A 19,411-nucleotide genomic window follows, 5' to 3' on the forward strand; every position below is an offset into this window, starting at 1 on the left:
TCACGTCAGCCGGCACACGGATCCTGATAGGGAACACCGGGCAGGTACCGCTCCCATTCGGCTTCCGTGATGGGAGATCCTGCGGTGCGGCACAATCGATCAACGACGCCGTCGGGGTCGATTCCCCACAAGCGAACGGTCTTGTCCGACCCGCTACCCGCGATCATGTCACTCTCGCCGGCGAACTGAGCGTCGTTGACGCGACCCGGGTAGGCGGACAGCGTCGCAAATCGTGTTGCCTGCGAGGGAGTCTCGATGTCCCAGAGCCAGACGGTTCCGTCGCCGACACCGGCAGCGAGCCGATCACCGGCGCGGTTGAACGAGATCGAATAGATTGCGCCCTCGGGGCCGACGAGACGAGCGAGTTCCTCGGGTGCCGACGGTGTGCGTACGTCCCACACGGCGACACCGTGATCCGCACTTCCAGCGGCCAACAGCGTTCCGTCGGCGCTGAAAGACACTGCTAATGCGTAGCTTTCGAATCCACCCACCGTCGCCGCCACCCGGGGCGACGCTGCGTTCGACACGTCCCACAGATCCACTTCGTTCTTGGCGTTCGCGATCGCCAAGATGTCGGTACCTGGCTGAAAGGCCATCATCTGCGGGTAGGAGCCGACATCGGTCAACGACAACAGTTTCGGAGCCGACGGGTCGGAAACGTCGACCAACGCAATACTGTTGTCGTCCTGCGAGGACACCGCCAGCAGATCTCCGGCGGGATTCAGTGCGACAACCGCCACGATGCCCTTCACATATACCGCAGGCTCGCCGTAGATACGTGGCGACGCCGGATCACTCAGGTCCCAAAGATATGCACCGCCGCCGCCGGTGCCGCTCACAGCCAGGTTCCCGTCTGCCGACACCGCCGACGCACCGCTGAAAGTTTCGGCCCCTTGCGGTTTCAACTCCGGCATCACCGCGGGGCGATCGAGATCCTCGGTGTTCCACGCCAACATCGCGCCACCCCTGGCACCGACGCCGGCCACCAGACGCGAGCCGTCCGCGGCAAAGGGACTGGTGAAGATCGTGTCCCGAGCTCCCGCCCAGACCGGACCCGGAAGAGCCCACACGCGAGTCACACCGTTGAGTCCCCCGGTGACCAGATTGCGGCCGTCATCGCTGTAGTCGACGGTGGTCACCGCCCCACTGTCCGGAAGTGTTTCGATCAATGCCCCGGTTCGGGGGTCCCACACGCGCACGGAGTTGTCGGAACTTCCTGCGGCAAGACGTGTTCCGTCTTTGCCGTAGTTCAGTTCGTTGACGTAGCTGGAAAATCCCGTCAGTGCCTGCAGGGGAGAGGGGCGCGCCGGATCGCTCATGTCCCACCGAACCACCTCCCTGCCAGTGGTTCCCGCCGCGAGCTCACGTCCGTCCGGGCTGAAGGCAACGCCGAGGTAGTGGACGGTGGTGCCGTTGGGCTCGGTCGCGAAGATCGGCGCCGATTCCTCACCCCACTTCGCGACGTCCCACACGCGCAGAGTCGCTTGACGCCCGCCCGCCACGAGGGAACGTCCGTCGGGGCTGAACGTCGCGGTGACAATGCCGTCAGCTGGATGCGGAAGAGCAGGCAAAGCAACGGCATTCGTGGAGGTGTCGATGTTCCATCGCAGGACGTCGGGCGTCGAGGTACCGGCGACCAGCTTGGTTCCGTCTGGGCTGAACTCCATGTCCTGCACTACGCGTTCACCGTCGACGGGAAGTGTTCCACGGACCGGATTCTTCGGGTCCGACACATCCCAGAGTGCAGCGCCGCCGGCACCACCGGTCGCAAGGAGCCGTCCGTCCGGGCTGTAGGCGACGGCAAAGAGGGCCGTGCCCTCCGAGACTCCGAGGAACTCTGCCTGCGGAACGGCTGAGGCAACACCGTCCACCATCGGATAAAGCCTGACCTTCCCGTCCGAACCACCCACCGCCACAACAGTTCCAGCTGGGTTGATCCGGGCCTTCATCGCGCCGGGCGGTCCGATGATGCGAGTAGCCGAATGAACGCCCGACGCATCCAGCAATGCCGAGCGGGCTTCGGTTGTTTCGTTGACCGCAAATGCCGCCAGAGCAAGCTGCGACGCCAGCGACGGATCCCGCTCGCGCATCCTGATCGACTCGGTGGCCACCTGACGCGACATCGCCTCGTCTCGCGCGGTATCTGCTTGGACACGTTGACGATTGGCTCCGATACCGGCGACGGTCGCAACCACCGCCAACACCAGAGCGATCACCGACGCGGCTGCCAACGCAGTCACGAGCCGTCGTAGCACGCGTGTACGTCGGCGATCGGCAAATTCCTGCTGATCACGATGCTCGATGCTCGCGGCGAGGTACTCCCGCTCGGTGGCATTGAGGTCGGCGGCACGGGTCCGACTCGGTTCCAGTGGGAGCCCGAGTTCGCCCGAACGCAGCCATTCTTCCGTCAGATGAAGACGTGCGGGTCCGAGCAGCGCGCCGGGGTCGCGTCCACTGTCTTCCCACACCTGCGCCGCGTAGGTGAACCTGCGATGCACCGCCAGACCGGCGCGGTCCGAGTCGATCCAATCGCGAAGCCGACTCCACGCGGACAGCAAGACCTCGTGCGAAACCTCGACGGTCTCCTCGTCGACGGTGAGAAGGCGGCGTAAGGCGAACCGGTCGATGACGGTATTCACGTCGTCGACGTCGTCACCGAGGAAGAGTTCGGTGCGCGGTGCCCGCCGACGCGTCTGCGTCACTTCGTCGACGTTGACCAACCGGAGGAAGATCCTGCGCGCCAACTGCTGCTGCCGCTCTGTGAGCTCGCCGTACACTTCCTCCGCGCTTTGCTGGACGGCTCCGGCGATCCCGTCGGTGGCGTAGTAATCCGAGACGGTCAGCGTCTTACGCGTCGACCGTTGCCAGGTCCCCAGCAGTGCGTGCGACAACAATGGCAAAGCTCCGGGGTCGCTGGCCGTGCGCGAGCCGCGTGGTGTCAGCTCGGAGACCAGAACCTGAACCAACTCGCTCTGCACGGTCATCCCGGCCTTGACCGCCGGCTCGACGATCACTTCGCGCAACTGCTCTTCGGTCAGCGGCCCGACCACCATCGGCGAGTCGTCGAGCAGTGGCACCAAAAGCGGTTCCTTCGCCGCGAGCCCGTAGAAGTCGGCACGCATGCCGATGACGACAATGGTGTTCTCACCGAGTTCCGCGAGAGTCTGCAGTATTTCCTCGCGACGATCACCGTCGCACTGCGTCCACAGTTCCTCGAACTGATCGAGCATCAAGACTGTTGGTTCGTCGGAAATCGACGACGGGATTCCTCCCGTACCCGGCTGCCGGATTTCCACCCGCCAGCCGTCGAACCGTGGATCGTCTCCAGCGATCTTGGGGGCGAGCCCGGCCCGCAGCAACGACGACTTACCCGAGCCGGAAGCACCGATCACCATGAACTGACGGCGACGTTCACCCTGTATCGCCGACGCCACCCGTTCCGCCAAATTGGCAGTGAGTTCGTCTCGACCGAAGAACCACTCGGCGTCCTCCTGCCGGAACGACTCGAGACCTCGATACGGAACGGTGGCGTCGCCGCGTCGTCTGGCCGTCAGCTGTCTCACTCGTTGCACCGCACTGATCCAGCGCTCCCGCTCATCCTCGGAATCGACGCCGCAGGCCTCGAGGAGCGCGAAAAACATCGGGGTACTCGCCGGCGTCGGCAGGTGTTGGCCGGCAAACCATCCGCTGACGGTTCCGTGCAAACCACCCGAACGCTCGACGGCTTCGCGGACCGTCAGTCCGGCTGCGTTCCGCAGTGCAGTGAGCGTCTCAGCAAACTGCCCACGCGACTCGATCCGGGCGGGATCGACCTGATTGTGCGTACCGGCTTCCGCCTTCGAGTTCATAGCGACGCACTCTATCGGAGCAGGTAGGGGATTTGTCCGTTGTATGGACTCTGTATCGAGAGAGTTGCACCCGTTCCACTGAGACACCTCGATCGAAATACTCGTCTCAGTCGCACCCCGAGCCAGCAGCCCTTCTGCAAATACGGCAGTCGACGCCCATCCCCTCCGTCGAAAGGCGCTACTCGCATGTCTTCAATCGGCATTTCTCCGAAGATCGAGGCAAACGTGTCCCGAGTCGGCAACCCCAAGCACGGCAAGCACAAGCCGAAGCTGAGCGTCCGCGAGATCGAAGTACTTCTTGCCTGGCTACGTTCGGATTCCAAGTCCGAGGTCGCCGAGACGCTCGGCCTACGCGTCTGCACCGTCAACACACACATCACTCGGATCCGCACGAAGTACAGCGACGTCGGGCGGCCGGCTCCCACGAAGGCAGCATTGTTTGCCCGCGCGGTCCAGGACGGGTACACCACCCTCGACGAGTGGTGACCTCAGACCGTGACGGGTTCCGGTTCCTTCGCCTTGGACGGCTTCAGCCAACCGGGTAGCCAGGCAGGTCGTTTGTCCGGTGCTTGATCGAGAACACCGCCCGCCGGATCGTCGATGAACCCGTACCGCACGAGATCCTCCGACGGCCGGTAGATCTGCCGGAGCACCAGCGCGCACAGAACGAGTACCGCGATGTCCCGGATCACGACTGTTCCGGTGAACCACTGCTCGGGCAGCCCCTTGTTGGACACACCGAGGTAATACATCATTCGTGGAACCCAGACCAGGGCGTCGATGGTCATCCACGCGAGCAGGAGTCTGCGGTGCGGCAAGGCCAACACGGCCAGCGGCACCAGCCACAGAGAATACTGCGGGCTCCACACCTTGTTCGTGAGCAGGAAGCCCGCCACCAACAGGAAGCACAGCTGCGCAACTCGCGGACGACGCTGCGCCGTCAGGGCGACGTATCCGACACCGATGCAGACGGCCACGAACAAAAGCAGAGAGACGGCGTTGAGATTCGACGGCGACTCACCCTGTGCGAGAGGACCGTCGAGGCCCTTCCACGACGTGAACGACGCGATCACGTTGTAGAGCGAATCCGGATCGGCCCCGCGTTCGGAGTTGAGCCGGAAGAACTCGTACCAACCATGGGGGTACAGCGCGGCAATGGGCAGGTTCACCGCAAGCCATGCCGCGACCGCGCTGAGAGCGGTCACCAGCCAGTCCCTCGTCTTGCCCGCGCGCAGACACAGGACCAAGAGCGGTCCCAGTAGGAGCTGCGGGTAGAGCTTCGCGGCGCCGCCCAGGCCGAGCAGGATTCCCGCGAGCACGGGCCGCTTGCGTGCCCATGCCAACAACCCACCCGCCGCGAACGCCGTCGCCAGAGGATCGAAGTTCGTGAACACGTGCACGATCACCAACGGGGAACACGCGATGAGAGCGCCGTCCCACACTCGTCGTCCGGCCAGCAGGGTGCTCGCCCACACGGTGACCAGCCACGCCAACGCCAACCCGAACGCCACGACGTTGAAATAGAGTGCCACCTGAATAGCGCCCGGCAGCCAGGTGATCGAATCCCACGCCTTCGCGACTTTCATTGCGCCGTACTGGTAGAGCCCCGAGATGACCGGATACTCCATGTACCGCATCTGGATCGAACCGTCGCCGCGTACTTCTTCCCACGACGTCTTGTACGGGAATGCTCCCTGATCGAGGCGCTCGGCTCCGTACAGCGGAACGGTATCGGAGTAACACATCGCCACGTACTGACGGCTGCCACTCCAGTCGAGGCCGACCTGCCCGCTCTCGCCGACCGGCGCCTGCTGAATACAGCCCGCCTTGGTGAACCAGCCGAAAGCCAAGAACACCACGGCGAGCAGAAGGATCACTCGCATCGGTGTGAAGAAGCGAGTGCGCCCGATCAGTGCGTGACGACCTACCGGACCGCCGACGGTTCCCGACAGCGCAGACACGATCGCGTCGTTGCGACTGGGAACGTCCCGCCAATCCGCCGAACGAAGATCTTCGGCCAGCGGAGCGGGGGAGGTCGGTTCGGCATCATCAGCATTCGCGGCCACTCCGCGAGGTTACCGTCTTTCGAACCGACCACCCTCCAACTACTGGCCGGGGCTCACACCTGCCGGTTCTTCCTCGGTGGTCTCGCCTGCCCCTGGTACCTGTGGCGTGGTTGTCGTCGGCCGGGAGATGCCCGGAATCGGGATCGTGATGCCCGGCAGAACCTCGACCTGCGTCGTCGTCACCACGGGCGGCGGAGTGGTTTCCGTCGTCGTCGGTGCGGTGGTCGGCGGCGCCGACGTCTTGGGCGGTGCGGGAGCCGTGTACTCCGGAACACCACCGGCTTGACCGTTGATCTTGCCCGGCGTCGGGAACTTCTCGTTGTCGGTGCCCTCGAGGGCGCCGTCCATCGTGTCCTTCCAGATGTCCGAAGGCAGACCTGAGCCGTAGATCATCGCGCCACCGGAATTGGTGATCGCTTCACCGTCGGGAGTTCCGACCCAGACCGCGGTCGAAAGCGACGGCGTGTAGCCGACCATCCACGCGTCCTTGTTGGCTCCGGTGTCACCGAGCTGCGCGGTACCTGTCTTCGACGCCGACAGACGTCCGCCGGCCAGGTTGTGACCGCGCGAGTACGCCGCGATCGGCTGCATCGCAGCCGTCACGTTGTCCGCCACGGCAGCGTCGATGCGGTCTTCACCGGCGGGCGCGCCGCGGTCCAGCAGCACGGTGCCGTCGGCCGCGACGACCTTCTGCACGAAGTGCGGTGCGTGATACGTACCGGACGCGGCGAGTGTCGCGTACGACGACGCCATGTCGAGCACGCGGGCCTGGTACTGGCCGAGCACGATGCCGTTGTTGGGGCCGGAACCGTCGGCCTCGGTGAGCGACGGGCCGACACCCGGGATGTCCTTCGGGATGCCTGCCTTGTGAGCGATGTCCGCGATTTCCTGCGGGCCGTTGCCGTCGAGGCTGAGCATCTGACGGTAGAAGCTGGTGTTCAGCGAACGCTTGAGCGCCTCTGCGATGGTGCAGGTGCCGCAGCTTTCACCTTCGACGTTGCCGATGGAGATGCCGTTGACGGTCAGCGGTGAGCTGTCATACATCTGCGAGAGCGGGATTCCCTGATCCAGGGCGGCTGCGAGGCCGAACACCTTGAACGAGGAACCGGTCTGAAGTCCGGCATTCGCGAAGTCGTATCCCGCGCCGTCCTCACCGCCGTAGTACGCCTTGACGGCTCCGGTCTTCGGATCGACCGAGACAACTGCGGTACGCAGATTCTCCGGCTCACCCTCCATGTTGGAACGGGCTGCCTCGACCGCTGCGGCCTGAGCCTGCGGGTCGATGGTCGTGGTGATCTGCAAGCCCTCGGTGTTGAGCAACTGCTCGCTGATTCCAGCGTCGCCGATCTCCTTGAGCACCTGACGCTTGATCAGGCCTTCGGGTCCGGTCGAGCCCTGGCTGCTGTTGTCGACCTGGGCGAGCGGGATGTAAGCGGGGTACTGCATCGGCGTGCGCGCGGCCTGATCCAGCGTGCCTGCAGACACCATGCCGTCGAGCACGTAATCCCAGCGGGACTTCGCGCCTGTCGGGTTGGTCTCGGGATCGAGGAGCGACGGAAGCTGGATCGACGACGCCAGGACGGCGCCTTCTTCGATGGACAGCTGGTCGACGGGCTTACCGAAGTAAGCCTTGGATGCTGCGCCGATGCCGTATGCGCCGCGACCGAAGTAAATGGTGTTCAGATACGCGGCGAGGATGTCGTCCTTGGACCACTCGTTGGCCATCTTCGAGGAGATGACGAGTTCCTTCATCTTTCGCGTCAGCGAACGCTCCGAGCCGACAAGCGCCTTCTTGACGTACTGCTGCGTGATGGTCGAGCCACCACCGGCGCTGTCGCGACCGAGGACGTTGTCTCGGGCCGCGCGTGCGAAACCGGAGATCGAGAAGCCCGGGTTCGAGTAGAAATCGCGGTCCTCTGCGGCCAGAACAGCGTTGCGAACGTGCGGCGGTACCTGATCGAGCGAGACCTCGACGCGGTTGCCATCTGGCGGGACGACAGTGCTGATCACCGTGGTGCCGTCGGCGGCAAAGACCGTCGCCACCTGATTGGTCTTGAGGTCACCGGGCTTGGGGACGTCCTGCACGATGTACGCCGCCATGAAGGCAAGGACGGGCAGAACAAGACCGAGCGCCACCAAGACGTAGGCCGAGCGGCGAACTGTGCGCCACTTGGACTTCTTCTTCACGGTGCTCTTTCTTCCCTTCGGGGGTTGTCCGTCGTTGCCACCGCCACCGGAGCCACCTGTCGGTGGCTTCGTCGGTGGAGGTCCGACCGGCGGGCGGGTGCCCGCGTTGCTACGGGTGGTCGCTGCTGCTGCCGCGACGCGCTGGGTCGGTTCGTTCGCCTGAGCGCCTACGGCGCGATCTCGAGGCGGCGGGCCGGCAGGTCGGCCTTGCGGCGGACGACCCTGAGGAGGGGGACCGGCGGGGCGGCCCTGAGGAGGCGGGCCGGCAGGTCGGGCTTGCGGCGGACGCCCCTGGGGCGGGGGTCCCATCGGACGACCTTGCGGCGGACGACCCTGAGGGGGCGGACCCATCGGAGGGCGTCCCTGCGGTGGTGGGCCCATGGGACGTCCCTGCGGCGGACGACCCTGAGGAGGTCCGGCGGGACGGTTGGGACCGACGGGACGGCCACCCGGGTTGTTGCCGCCCGGGTTGTTGTTGCTGGGGGAACTCACGAATCAAATCTCCAGTGGTCACGGACCGATCACGTGCAGACTTCGATCGGGCCCTTCTTCGGGTGTGGCGTTACTCGCTGGCGGTGCGCCGGCTTGGTGGGCGTGCTCGCCGCGGTCGCGGCGGCGCAGGTACTGCGCCGAGCACATAGGACTGCACCAAGTGGTTCCAACTGCAGGTACGGCACACCTCTACAACGTGCACCGTGAACTCCTCTGCTGTTTCCGCAAGCCGAGCGAGCTCGTCCGAGGTTCGGGCCGATCCCGAAACCTGACCGAGCTTGTCGCCGAACACCCAGGACACGAGCGTCAACTGTTCCTTGCGGCAAATGGGGCAGACGACGTCGCTGCCCCGGCCGTGGAACTTCGCGGCTCTGAGTAGGTACGGATCGGCGTCACACACCTGCTTGACGTCGGTCCGACCCGCAGACACTTCGGCCAGCACAGACCGACGCGCGAGCGCGTAGTCCACAACTTGCCGCTGTATCCGCACCTGACCAGCGTACGTGCGTCCGTGCCGCGACGGACGGTTCGGGAGGGTCACGATGAACACATTTCGGGGGCTGGGGGCATGGCGACCAGCCATTACGATCACTTCCTGTGAAGTCTTCTCGTTCTCCGATGACGCGCGCTCGTGATCTTGATCGCGTCGAAACGTGCAATGTGTTGGACGCCGCGTACGCCGAAGGGCAGTTGAGCGCGGAGGACTACTTCGACCGGACCGAGAAGGCGAAGTCCGCGAAGACCCTGCTCGCACTCGCACGCCTGGTCAACGATCTGCAGGTGCCGAAGATCGAGACCAAAACGGTGCCTCGGACGTCGACGGCACGAAAGGCCGTGTTCGTCGGTGCTGCTGCTCTGATCGTCGTCGGCGCGATCGCAGCAGTGGCGTGGAGTCGGTCACCGTTGACGCCCTCGGAAGACATCACAGCCAGTTATGCCAGCACTACTTCCCTCGCTCCGCCGTTGCCGACCACCACCCCGGTGCCGGAGCCGACCGTCGAACCGATCCTGATCGCACACATCGACACGTTGACGCCGGAAGGAATCGGCGCATTCATCGAGAGGTATCGAGAAGAGTTCGGTGACATGTTCGTAGACGACGCCAGCTTCCACGGCGACTACTCCTCAGTGAGCCGGGCGGTCCCCGATGCTCCCGCTCTCACCGAGTCCATCAGTTTTCGCGACGGCTTCGAGAGGGAAGTGACGTCCATTCCGCGGCGAACGGGCCAGCCGACCTTCGACCTCGGTTCCATCCAGATCGACAAGCTCGCGCCGTACATGGTGAACATCGGCGACTATGTCAATGTTTCGGACGCCGCGATCACCCACTTGATCGTGGACGCGAACTACGGCGTCCCGGAGATCGCGATCTATGCAGAGAACGGACTCGGCCACCAAGGACGCATCGAGGTCACGCCGTGGGGCGAGATCTCTCGTTCCTACCCGTACGGGAGCTAGGGTGAGCCGGTGAGTGGGTCCCCGACTACTACCTCTACGCGCACCCGTGCGCGCGACGTCGACCGTTCCGATACCTGCGCCGTTCTCGATACGGCTCTGTCCGACGGCCAGATCACGGTCGACGAGCACGCGAACCGGACGGCTGCGGCCATGACCGCGACCACGCTCGGACAGCTCGATCTGCTGGTCCGCGATCTGCAGAAAGCAACGCTGCGCAACGCCGTCGCCAAAGTTCGCCGTATCGACAAGATCTGGTACCTCGCAGCCGCATCGACTATCTTCGCCGGCCTGATCGGGTACCTCACCTTGTCCGCCGACCCTTCACCCCCACCGCCTCCACCGGCGGCAGCCGAAAACGTCGAACCGCTTGCCCCCATTGTGAGTTCGACGTTGAACACGGTCACCGCAAGCGGGATCGGGGAATTCATCACCAGATACAGCGCCAAGTACGGCACGACGATAATCGATTCCGCCAACTTCTACGACGGCTATGCAAGCGTCACTCGCGCCGCCGCTGTCTCGCCGAACCTGGAGGAAGACATCGACTTTCGAGGCGGTTTCACACCACGCGACAGCACGTCGACTCGAGCAGCCAGCACCGTCACCTTCGACCTCGCTGCCGTCGACATCGACAAACTCGCCGGATATCTGGCAGGAGTGTCCGCAAATCTCAACGTCCCCGACGCCGAGATCACACACATCAGCATGAGTTCGTCGAGCGACGATCCACGCATCTCCATCTACGCCAGCAACAACCTCGGCGCGAGCGGCTCAATGGATTTGACCCCGGATGGCCGCCCGATCCGCTTGTCTCCCTTCACTCCTCGATAGGCCCCGGACATGCCGAACGATCTGACCAGGACCACCCGCGCTCGCAATGCCGATCGCGAGGCTACCTGCGCAGTGCTGGACTCCGCCTTCGCCGACGGACAACTCACGGCGACCGAGCACGACGAATTGACCGAACTCGCCGCGGTGGCAGTCACTCTCGGCGATCTCGAAGATTTGACGTCCGATCTGCAGACCGAGGCGTCCCTACCCATTCTTCGGAAAGAACCTTCGCTCGACACGCGTTGGATCGCCCTTGTGATCATCGCGCTGTCACTGGTCTCGGCTGTCGGTTTCGGAATCAAATACGCCGCGTCCGACGTCACGATCTTCTCGAGCCCCGAGCCACAGTTACACACCGTCGACGGCCTGGGGGCGATGTTCCATGCCATCGAAACGGAGTACGGCAGCGGACTGGTCGACGAGATGACCATCTATCCCACTTATGCACGCGTAACGCGCGCCGATCCTGCCGCGCCGCGCAAGAGCCTGGACAGCTACTACCGAGGCGACCTCGAGGACACGACTTCAGGAGGATCACGCGAACCCGACGTGACACAGATCGACGTCAGACAGCTCGATCCTCGCATCGTGATCGCCCTGCTCGACGGCGCCGGAACAACGACGTCGGTGCAAAATCCGACCACTCGGTACGTCTCTGTCGACAGCACCGAAAATGTTCCGACCATCCAGATTCACGTCGGCAACGACCTCGACGAGAGCGGGTACCTGACCGCTGGCCTCGACGGGGAAATCATGTCGATCTACCCGTTCACCCCCTGATCTAGCCGTGACACCTTGGTACACGTATCGGGCCGCAGTGTGGTTTTATATATCGGCGCGATATAGTTGGTTATCGCATCAAGCGGTTAGGTTCAACGACTCGGGAGGTTTGTCAGTTGCTCGAACTCGCAATCCTCGGGCTGCTCCTCGAGTCACCGATGCACGGATACGAGCTGCGTAAGCGGCTCACTGGTCTGCTCGGCGCATTCCGCGCGTTCTCGTACGGATCGCTGTACCCGGCACTGCGGCGCATGCAAGCCGACGGATTGATCTCAGAAGACGTCGACACTGCCACCGGCACGCTCAAGCGTCGGGCGCGTCGCGTCTACCAGCTCACTCCGGAAGGTCGGCAACGGTTCACCGAACTGGTCGCCGACACCGGGCCGCAGAACTACACCGACGACGGTTTCGGCGTTCACCTCGCCTTCTTCAGCCGCACCCCCGCAGAAGCGCGGATGCGGATCCTCGAAGGCAGGCGACGCCAGGTCGAGGAGCGCCGTGAGGGGCTCCGCGAGGCCGTCGGTCGGGCCAGCGGATCGCTGGACCGCTATACCCGTCAGCTCCATCAGCTCGGACTCGAATCGAGTGAACGCGAAGTGCGTTGGCTCAACGAATTGATCGCAGCCGAGCAATCGACAACAGGAACATCCCGGAAAGAAGGAGAACCCGACCATGGGTGAGAACAGCACCGCGGTGCGCGTAGCCATTGTGGGCGTGGGTAACTGCGCCTCGTCCCTGGTTCAGGGCGTCCACTACTACAAGGATGCCGACGAGACCCAGACGGTCCCCGGCCTCATGCACGTCAAGTTCGGTAAGTACCACGTCCGCGACGTGCAGTTCGTCGCTGCGTTCGACGTCGACGCCAAGAAGGTCGGCTTCGACCTCTCCGAGGCGATCCTCGCGAGCGAGAACAACACCATCAAGATCGCCGACGTCCCGCCCCTGGACGTTCCCGTTCAGCGTGGCCCGACCCTCGACGGCATCGGCAAGTACTACGCCGAGACCATCGAGCTGTCCGACGCCGAGCCCGTCGACGTCGTCAAGGCACTCAAGGACGCTCAGGTCGACGTCCTCGTCTCCTACCTGCCCGTCGGTTCCGACGACGCTGACAAGTTCTACGCACAGTGCGCGATCGACGCAGGCGTGGCATTCGTCAACGCTCTGCCCGTCTTCATCGCTTCCGACCCGGAGTGGGCTGCCAAGTTCAAGGACGCCGGCGTCCCGATCGTCGGTGACGACATCAAGAGCCAGGTCGGCGCCACCATCACCCACCGCGTGATGGCGAAGCTGTTCGAAGACCGCGGCGTCGTGCTGGACCGCACCTACCAGCTCAACGTCGGCGGAAACATGGACTTCAAGAACATGCTCGAGCGTGATCGCCTGGAGTCGAAGAAGGTTTCCAAGACCCAGGCCGTGACGTCCAACCTGACCGGCGCACTTGCCGGCAAGGTTCACGACCGCAACGTCCACATCGGTCCCTCGGACTACGTGGAGTGGCTCGACGACCGCAAGTGGGCATACGTCCGCCTCGAAGGCCGCGCCTTCGGTGACGCTCCCCTGAACCTGGAGTACAAGCTCGAGGTCTGGGATTCGCCCAACTCTGCCGGCATCATCATCGACGCCGTCCGCGCAGCCAAGATCGCCAAGGACCGCGGCATCGGTGGACCGGTTTACCCGGCTTCCGCTTACCTGATGAAGTCCCCGCCGGTCCAGATGGCCGACGACAAGGCTCGCATCGAGCTCGAAGCCTTCATCATCGGAGCCGACGAGGCCTGATTTAGGTTCACGCTGATTCGGGGTCTTGCGCCAATGGCGCAAGGCCCCGATTCTGTTATCCGCAGGGTGTTTCCGCATCCGCGCGGGTAATCACGCCTGCGGCTGCCGAATTGCCGTGCGGGTCCGGGTGCCGCTCAGCGTGGAATGATGGACATCAGAACCATCACACGGATCGAGGACCCCATGTCGATTACGTCGCTGCCAGTGCTCGATCTGTCGCTTGCGCAGAACCCCGACACCGCCGAGCAGTTCCGCACTCAGCTCCGCGAGGCCACCCACGAGGTCGGATTCTTCTACCTGGTCGGCCACGGAATTCCCGACGAACTGCAGCGCCGCCTCCTCGCCGTCGCCCGCGAGTTCTTCGCGCTGCCGACTGCCGAGAAGCTCGCGATCGAGAACGTCCGCAGCCCGCACTTCCGTGGGTACACCCGGCTCGGCGGCGAACTGACCGAAGGCAAGCAGGACTGGCGCGAGCAGATCGACATCGGCGCCGAACAGCCCGCGGCCGAGCGCACCGACACCTCACCGGCCTGGGAGATTCTGCAGGGCCCCAACCAGTGGCCAGACGCCCTTCCCGAACTTCGCGACGTCATCACCGAGTGGAACGACACACTCACCTCGATCGCATTGAGCCTCTTACGCGAATGGGCGGTAGCCCTGGGCCAGGATGCGAACATCTTCGACGACGCGTTCGCTCACGATCCGTCGATCCTCATCAAGGTGGTGCGTTACCCGGGCCGCCCGAAAGGTGCCGGCTCCCAGGGCGTCGGCGGACACAAGGACGCGGGTGTGCTGACTCTGCTCTATGTCGAACCGGGCAAAGGCGGTCTGCAGGTCGAGCACGACGGCGACTGGATCGACGCGCCGCCGATCGACGGGGCGCTGGTGGTCAACATCGGCGAACTGCTCGAGGTCGCTACCGGCGGCTACTTGAAAGCGACTGTGCACCGGGTAGTTTCACCCGAGGGCGACGGTGAACGTATCTCGGTGCCGTTCTTCTTCAACCCGAACTACGCAGCACAGATCCCGGAGTTCGACCTACCGCCCGAGCTCGCGGCGCGCGCCACCGGCGTCACCGTGGACGCGAACAACCCGATCCACGATTCCTACGGGGCGAACGCCCTCAAGAGTCGACTACGTGCGCACCCCGATGTCGCGGCCCGCTGGTGGCCGGACATCGTTGCGGCACAAAGCGCTACCTGACGCTGAACTACAGATCCATCGCGACTTTCCACGCCGTGTGCATCGCGCCCTCGATGTAGTCGACGTTCACCGCGTCACCGACCACGTGCACGTCGGAGACGACGCCGATCAGAGAATCGGCCAGTGGCGCCTGCGCCGACACTCCCGAGGCGACGACAACCATGTCGGCCGGAGCGGTCAGTGTCTTGTCACCGGAACGGAATTCGACGTGCTCCTTGGTGATGCGCTGCACCGTTGAATTGCGGTGAATGTCCACACCGACATGCTTGGCGTGGCGCACAGCCGTCCAGCGGCGCGGCATCGCCATCGGAATGCCCAACTGCTGGCCTTCTTCGATCAGCGTCACAGTGCGACCTCGCTCGGCCAGGAACTCTGCAAGCTCGAGTCCGACAAGCGAACCACCGATCACGACAACGTCCTTACCCATGGGCAGGAACTTGCGGGTCACAGCTCGGATCGCCGCGGGGCTCTTGGTGATACCGGACAGCTTGCCCAACTTGGCCATCGTCCGCAGGAACGGCGGTACCTGTGAGACGTCTCCAGCTCCGGTCATCAACGCGCGCAACGAATCACCGGTGTGCACGTGCGGCAAGTCGCCGCCCGGAACGCTAGGCCGCTCACGAACCGCACCGGTGGCCACGACTACGGCGTCGGGGTTCAGTGCCCGGATCAAGGCAACCGAGGCTTCGGTCTTCAGTCGAACATCGACACCGAGACGCTCGATTTCCACTTTCAACCAGCTGAGCAGACGCCCGTTGTCCGGGGTAGTGAGGCTCGAGAACCACAGGGTGCCACCGAGGCGATCGGACTTGTCCAACACCGTGACTCGGTGCCCACGTTCAGCGGCCACGCGGGCCGTCTCGAGACCACCGGGGCCCGCTCCGACCACAACAATGCGTTTCGGAGTGCTGGTCCGGACGAAGGGGAGAAGCGCTTCGTTGCCGAGCGCGGGATTGACAGCGCACAGCGGCGTCTCGTCCCAGAAGTTCTCCTGCACGCAGACGTAGCAATTGATGCAAGGCCGAACCCGCTCGGGTGCACCGTCTTTGAGTTTGTTCACCAACTGTGGATCGGCCAGGAGCTGGCGGCCCATTGCGGCGAAGTCCGTGCGACCTTCCGCGATCATCTTCTCGCCGACCTCGGGGAGCATACGTCCGACCGTGATCACGGGGATCGATATCGCCTGCTTGATTCGCGTTGCATTGTCGGTGTAGTAGCCGACCTTGTCGGGCAGGGGGCCGTCGGTGAAGTTGGCAAAAGCATTCAGCGCGGTACCGGTGACGTGAATGGCGTCAGCGCCGGCCTCTTCGAACATCTTCGCGGCCGCAGCAGCCTCGTCGACCGTCAGCCCGTCGGTTTCGCCGTACTCTTGACCGGCCAGACGCACGATGACGGCGAGCGCACCACCGACCTCCTCCTTGACCGCCCGAATGACCTCACAAGCGAGGCGAGCACGGTTCTCCATGGAACCTCCGTACTCGTCGCTGCGCTGATTCGTGTACCGACTCAGGAACGCTCCGAGGACGTAGTTGTGGGCACAGTGAATCTCGACGGCGTCGCCGCCCGCCGCCTTCACCCGTCCGGCAGCCTCGGCGAACATGCGAACCAGCCAATCAAGATCTTCCTTGGTTGCCTCGTGGTACGTAGCCCTCTTGCCCTCGTTGATGGCAGCCATCTTGCCCAGTTCTTCTGGCGTGCAATCGGCCATCGCGCTCATGTCACCCGGCGGCTTCGGCGTGGACGGGACCAACTGCGGTCGGCCGTCGAGGGTATCGATGCGCGCCACCTTGCCGTGGTGTGTCATCTGCACACAGAGCTTGCTGCCCGCGTCGTGGACTGCGTCGGCCAACGCCTTCAGACCGGGGATGAACCGGTCTTCCGAAAGCCCCGGTTCCTTGCGGCTGGTGCAGCCCAGCGGATACGCAACAGCGCAGCAACCGGTGATGATCAGACCCGTTCCACCAGCCGCACGAGCCACGAAGTGGTCGATGTCGCCCTTTTCGATTTCCCCGTCTTCACACAGGTTCATGTCCATCGCAGGGAGAACCACACGATTGGGCACGGTCATCGGGCCGATGGTGCCTGGTGCGAGCAGGTGCGGAAAGGTCTGGCTTCGGATCGTCACGAGCAGACGCTAGAACTGGACCACGCCCATCCGTTGCCGCACTCCCGATCAACGAGACTTCACGCGCAGTGACGTGCGAGGCACTCGGCTATCACCTCGAGCGCATATTCGAGGTCCGCGGATTCCACTCGCCCGTAGCCGATGACCAATCCGCCGGGGTCTCCGTGCGTTCGGGTGGACTCGACCAGGGTGGGCACTTCGACGCCGTGTTCAAGTGCCTCGCGAGCGACGGTGGCTGCCAGATCCGCGTCGAGCATGAGCGTCGTGTGCATGCCGGCGCCGAGACCCCGCAGTTCACCGAACGATGACAGCGCTTCCTCGACCGCCCGATCACGCTCCCGGTACCTGCGCCGGGCGGTACGCACCGCTCGATCCCATTCGCCGTCACGGAGCAGGGACAGGAGTGCTTGCTGCAGCGGAACCGACGGGAAGTCGCCGATTCGCTGGCGGTGTACTGCTATGCGGTCGACCAGGTCGAGGGGAGCTACCAACCAGCCCAATCGAATTCCGGCGCCGAGCGTCTTTGCAACTGTTCCGAGATACACCACCCGATCAGGAGCCAACTGGGCAAGCGCAGGCAAAGGCGCTACGTCGTAACGGAATTCGGAGTCGTAGTCGTCCTCGAACAGGACGACGTCGCGGACGCGGGCGAACTCGATCAACTGGTTGCGCCGACCTACCGGAAGCAGCCCACCCGTCGGATACTGATGGGACGGTGTCACATACACGCCACGGACGCTCTCCGACGCAGTTTCGAGTTGGTCGACACAGAGACCATGAGCGTCGACGGGCACGTCGAGCAGCGACCATCCACAGGCTGTAGCGGCCGAGGACGCATACCGGTATCCGGGATCTTCCATCGCCAGAACAGCACCACGGGTACGCAGAGCCGACAGGGCGAGGCCGAGACCATGCGTGGCACCTGAGGTGATCAGGATTCTCTCGGGTTCAACCGACATTCCGCGGGCTCTTGCCAGCAATTCCGATAGTGCCGAACGCAATTCGTAGTCACCCGCAGGATCGGGATCCTCGAAAGGTGGCGGTTTGGACCCGACGTCACGCCACGCCCGCCGCCACGCTGCCGATGCACGCGGCGGCGTCCACGGCACGCCCGGCCGGAGCTGCACCCTGGGCGACATCTTGTCGGCGGCATTCTTCGGTGTAGTCGTGGGAGTGACCATGGGGGAGGGCGCCTCGGCAACGAAGGTGCCTGAGCCGTGCACAGCGACAAGCCAACCCTCGGCGATCAACTGCTCATACGCCCGTTCCACGACGCCCCGCGCCACCTCAAGTTCCGCCGCCAGCTTCCGGGAACTGGGTAACCTCAGACCCACTGCCGCCTTACCACTGCGGATATCAGCTCTGAGGTGGTCGGCAATCTGGATCGGGAGCGCCCGCCGATCTGTCCGGTCGAGGACGACGGCTACCGCCGAAGGCAGAAACATTCGGAATCCTCCCGGAAGTGGCAAATCGAAGTGGCCTATCGAAGTCTCCACTGATTGGACCATGACTTGAAGCCACTTTGCCACCAGCATTGTCTGCATGACAGATTCCGTTGTCTTTGCTGCCCCTGCTCCTGCCCCCACTGCACCTGTTCCGCTGTCCCCAACAGCACGTACGACGCACAAGCGCGCCCGCCACCACGGCGTCGCAGAACGCGCGGCACTCGTCGACGTCTTGCAGTCCGCGAAGCTGTGCCACATGGGTGTGACCGTCGGCGGAGTTCCCATGGTGTTTCCCACCGCCTACGGGTTCGACCTCGACGGCCCCGACCGCGGCGGATCTATTTATGTTCACGGTTCAGTCGCTTCACGGAGCTTGGCTCCCGACAGCGAAATCTGCATCACCATCACGATCCTCGACGGGCTCGTGTTGGCTCGGTCGGGCTTCCACCACTCGATGAACTACCGCAGCGGCGTCATCATCGGATCACCTCGAGTCGTGACCGACGGCGACGAACGCGTGAAGGCTTTGAATCTGATCGTCGACCAGGTGGTTCCCGGACGTTCCCAACACTTGCGGGATCACACGCGCAAGGAAATGGTGGCAACCATCGTTCTTGCGCTGCCGTTGTACGAGGCTTCCGTCAAGGCTCGCACCGGCGGCCCCGGTGACGATGCCGCCGACATCGGTATCGAAACCGTTTGGGCTGGAGTAGTTCCCGCAGCTACGCACTTCGGTGAACCGATCCCGTCCGAGGATCTCGACTCCGGTGTCGCGCTGCCGGACCATATCTCGACGATGCTCTGACCGCACACGCCGTACACACCGGGGCATGGCTAAGCCCCGGTGTGTACGTATTCAGTTGCGCCCGTTCAGGCTGCTGTGGGTGGGCTGTTCCCGCCGATCGGCTGTTGATACGGGTCGATCGACATCGGTGGATAGAACACTGTCTTCCGATCCGGCTCGATCTCCACCCGCCATTCGGTGTGGTGCAGTGTCCGATGATGATGACCGCACAACAAGATCAGATTGTCGAGATCCGTTGGGCCGCCATCGTTCCAGTGAACAATATGATGGGCATCGCACCACCCCGACGGTGTCCCGCACCCCGGAAACGCACACCCACCATCCCGAACCGCCAACGCCCGCCGCTGCGGAACAGTCGCCGTTCTCGCTTCCTTGCCGCAGTCGAGCGGAACACC

General features: G+C 64.0%; 15 protein-coding genes. 8 read left to right on the top strand and 7 right to left on the bottom strand.

The annotated features are described in order from the left end of the window. Window positions 1–5: 5 nt before the first annotated feature. Window positions 6–3,848, bottom strand: coding sequence for an nSTAND1 domain-containing NTPase (locus AC1Q61_RS30420; RefSeq protein WP_492651383.1), 3,843 nt, complete (start codon window positions 3,846–3,848; stop codon window positions 6–8). 186 nt (window positions 3,849–4,034) lie between these two features. Between AC1Q61_RS30420 and AC1Q61_RS30425 the strand changes: the two genes are divergently transcribed. After that, on the top strand, window positions 4,035–4,334 hold the full coding sequence (locus AC1Q61_RS30425) for a helix-turn-helix transcriptional regulator (RefSeq protein ID WP_003941253.1): 300 nt from the start codon (window positions 4,035–4,037) through the stop codon (window positions 4,332–4,334). A 2-nt stretch (window positions 4,335–4,336) separates the two neighbouring features. On the opposite strand, the gene AC1Q61_RS30430 is transcribed toward AC1Q61_RS30425, so the two are convergent. The 3 genes from AC1Q61_RS30430 to AC1Q61_RS30440 form a co-directional block, all read right to left on the bottom strand. Beyond that, the gene (locus AC1Q61_RS30430) at window positions 4,337–5,914 is read right to left on the bottom strand and encodes a glycosyltransferase family 87 protein (protein WP_492651382.1); all 1,578 of its coding nucleotides are present in this window, start codon (window positions 5,912–5,914) and stop codon (window positions 4,337–4,339) included. A 39-nt stretch (window positions 5,915–5,953) separates the two neighbouring features. Beyond that, complete coding sequence (locus AC1Q61_RS30435) at window positions 5,954–8,101, bottom strand: transglycosylase domain-containing protein (RefSeq protein ID WP_007735524.1); 2,148 nt, start codon at window positions 8,099–8,101, stop codon at window positions 5,954–5,956. Between the two features lie 562 nt (window positions 8,102–8,663). After that, the gene (locus AC1Q61_RS30440) at window positions 8,664–9,083 is read right to left on the bottom strand and encodes a DUF5318 family protein (protein WP_042448217.1); all 420 of its coding nucleotides are present in this window, start codon (window positions 9,081–9,083) and stop codon (window positions 8,664–8,666) included. 128 nt (window positions 9,084–9,211) lie between these two features. Here AC1Q61_RS30440 and AC1Q61_RS30445 point away from each other — a divergent pair, with 128 nt between their 5' ends. The 6 genes from AC1Q61_RS30445 to AC1Q61_RS30470 all read left to right on the top strand — a co-directional run bounded on the left by AC1Q61_RS30445 (window position 9,212) and on the right by AC1Q61_RS30470 (window position 14,641). Further along, on the top strand, window positions 9,212–10,051 hold the full coding sequence (locus AC1Q61_RS30445) for a DUF1707 SHOCT-like domain-containing protein (protein WP_007735521.1): 840 nt from the start codon (window positions 9,212–9,214) through the stop codon (window positions 10,049–10,051). Between the two features lie 9 nt (window positions 10,052–10,060). After that, entirely contained in the window at window positions 10,061–10,882 is an 822-nt protein-coding gene (locus AC1Q61_RS30450; protein ID WP_042922022.1) for a DUF1707 SHOCT-like domain-containing protein, read from the top strand. Window positions 10,883–10,891: 9 nt separating this feature from the next. Beyond that, window positions 10,892–11,662 carry a DUF1707 SHOCT-like domain-containing protein gene (locus tag AC1Q61_RS30455; protein WP_042922020.1) on the top strand — a complete coding sequence of 257 codons (771 nt, stop codon included), beginning with the start codon at window positions 10,892–10,894 and terminating at the stop codon, window positions 11,660–11,662. A 116-nt stretch (window positions 11,663–11,778) separates the two neighbouring features. Continuing rightward, on the top strand, window positions 11,779–12,342 hold the full coding sequence (locus tag AC1Q61_RS30460; RefSeq protein ID WP_003946014.1) for a PadR family transcriptional regulator: 564 nt from the start codon (window positions 11,779–11,781) through the stop codon (window positions 12,340–12,342). Further along, the gene (locus tag AC1Q61_RS30465) at window positions 12,335–13,438 is read left to right on the top strand and encodes an inositol-3-phosphate synthase (RefSeq protein WP_003945979.1); all 1,104 of its coding nucleotides are present in this window, start codon (window positions 12,335–12,337) and stop codon (window positions 13,436–13,438) included. The genes AC1Q61_RS30460 and AC1Q61_RS30465 overlap by 8 nt, the downstream gene beginning before the upstream one ends. Before the next feature lie 144 nt (window positions 13,439–13,582). Next, a complete protein-coding gene (locus tag AC1Q61_RS30470; protein WP_019746062.1) occupies window positions 13,583–14,641 on the top strand; it encodes an isopenicillin N synthase family dioxygenase in 1,059 nt (352 codons plus the stop codon). Between the two features lie 7 nt (window positions 14,642–14,648). Here the strand turns inward: AC1Q61_RS30470 and AC1Q61_RS30475 are convergent, their stop codons facing one another. Together AC1Q61_RS30475 and pdxR are read right to left on the bottom strand one after the other, a co-directional pair. Then, a complete protein-coding gene (locus AC1Q61_RS30475) occupies window positions 14,649–16,766 on the bottom strand; it encodes an oxidoreductase (RefSeq protein WP_042922017.1) in 2,118 nt (705 codons plus the stop codon). A 59-nt stretch (window positions 16,767–16,825) separates the two neighbouring features. After that, a complete protein-coding gene (pdxR, locus tag AC1Q61_RS30480; protein ID WP_125052430.1) occupies window positions 16,826–18,211 on the bottom strand; it encodes a MocR-like pyridoxine biosynthesis transcription factor PdxR in 1,386 nt (461 codons plus the stop codon). Window positions 18,212–18,308: 97 nt separating this feature from the next. Here pdxR and AC1Q61_RS30485 point away from each other — a divergent pair, with 97 nt between their 5' ends. Then, on the top strand, window positions 18,309–19,016 hold the full coding sequence (locus tag AC1Q61_RS30485) for a pyridoxamine 5'-phosphate oxidase family protein (protein WP_007735513.1): 708 nt from the start codon (window positions 18,309–18,311) through the stop codon (window positions 19,014–19,016). A 65-nt stretch (window positions 19,017–19,081) separates the two neighbouring features. On the opposite strand, the gene AC1Q61_RS30490 is transcribed toward AC1Q61_RS30485, so the two are convergent. Next, on the bottom strand, window positions 19,082–19,411 hold a 330-nt coding region (locus AC1Q61_RS30490), incomplete at its 5' end, for an HNH endonuclease signature motif containing protein (RefSeq protein WP_492651381.1).

The sequence above is a fragment of the Rhodococcus sp. MPR-R1B genome (genome assembly GCF_058793255.1).

Coding starts and splice junctions, on each gene's coding strand:
- AC1Q61_RS30420 (WP_492651383.1), bottom strand. CDS start 3,848: ATGAACTCGAAGGCGGAAGCCGGTACGCACAATCAGGTCGATCCCGCC.
- AC1Q61_RS30425 (WP_003941253.1), top strand. CDS start 4,035: ATGTCTTCAATCGGCATTTCTCCGAAGATCGAGGCAAACGTGTCCCGA.
- AC1Q61_RS30445 (WP_007735521.1), top strand. CDS start 9,212: ATGACGCGCGCTCGTGATCTTGATCGCGTCGAAACGTGCAATGTGTTG.
- AC1Q61_RS30455 (WP_042922020.1), top strand. CDS start 10,892: ATGCCGAACGATCTGACCAGGACCACCCGCGCTCGCAATGCCGATCGC.
- AC1Q61_RS30465 (WP_003945979.1), top strand. CDS start 12,335: ATGGGTGAGAACAGCACCGCGGTGCGCGTAGCCATTGTGGGCGTGGGT.
- AC1Q61_RS30470 (WP_019746062.1), top strand. CDS start 13,583: ATGATGGACATCAGAACCATCACACGGATCGAGGACCCCATGTCGATT.
- pdxR (WP_125052430.1), bottom strand. CDS start 18,211: ATGTTTCTGCCTTCGGCGGTAGCCGTCGTCCTCGACCGGACAGATCGG.
- AC1Q61_RS30485 (WP_007735513.1), top strand. CDS start 18,309: ATGACAGATTCCGTTGTCTTTGCTGCCCCTGCTCCTGCCCCCACTGCA.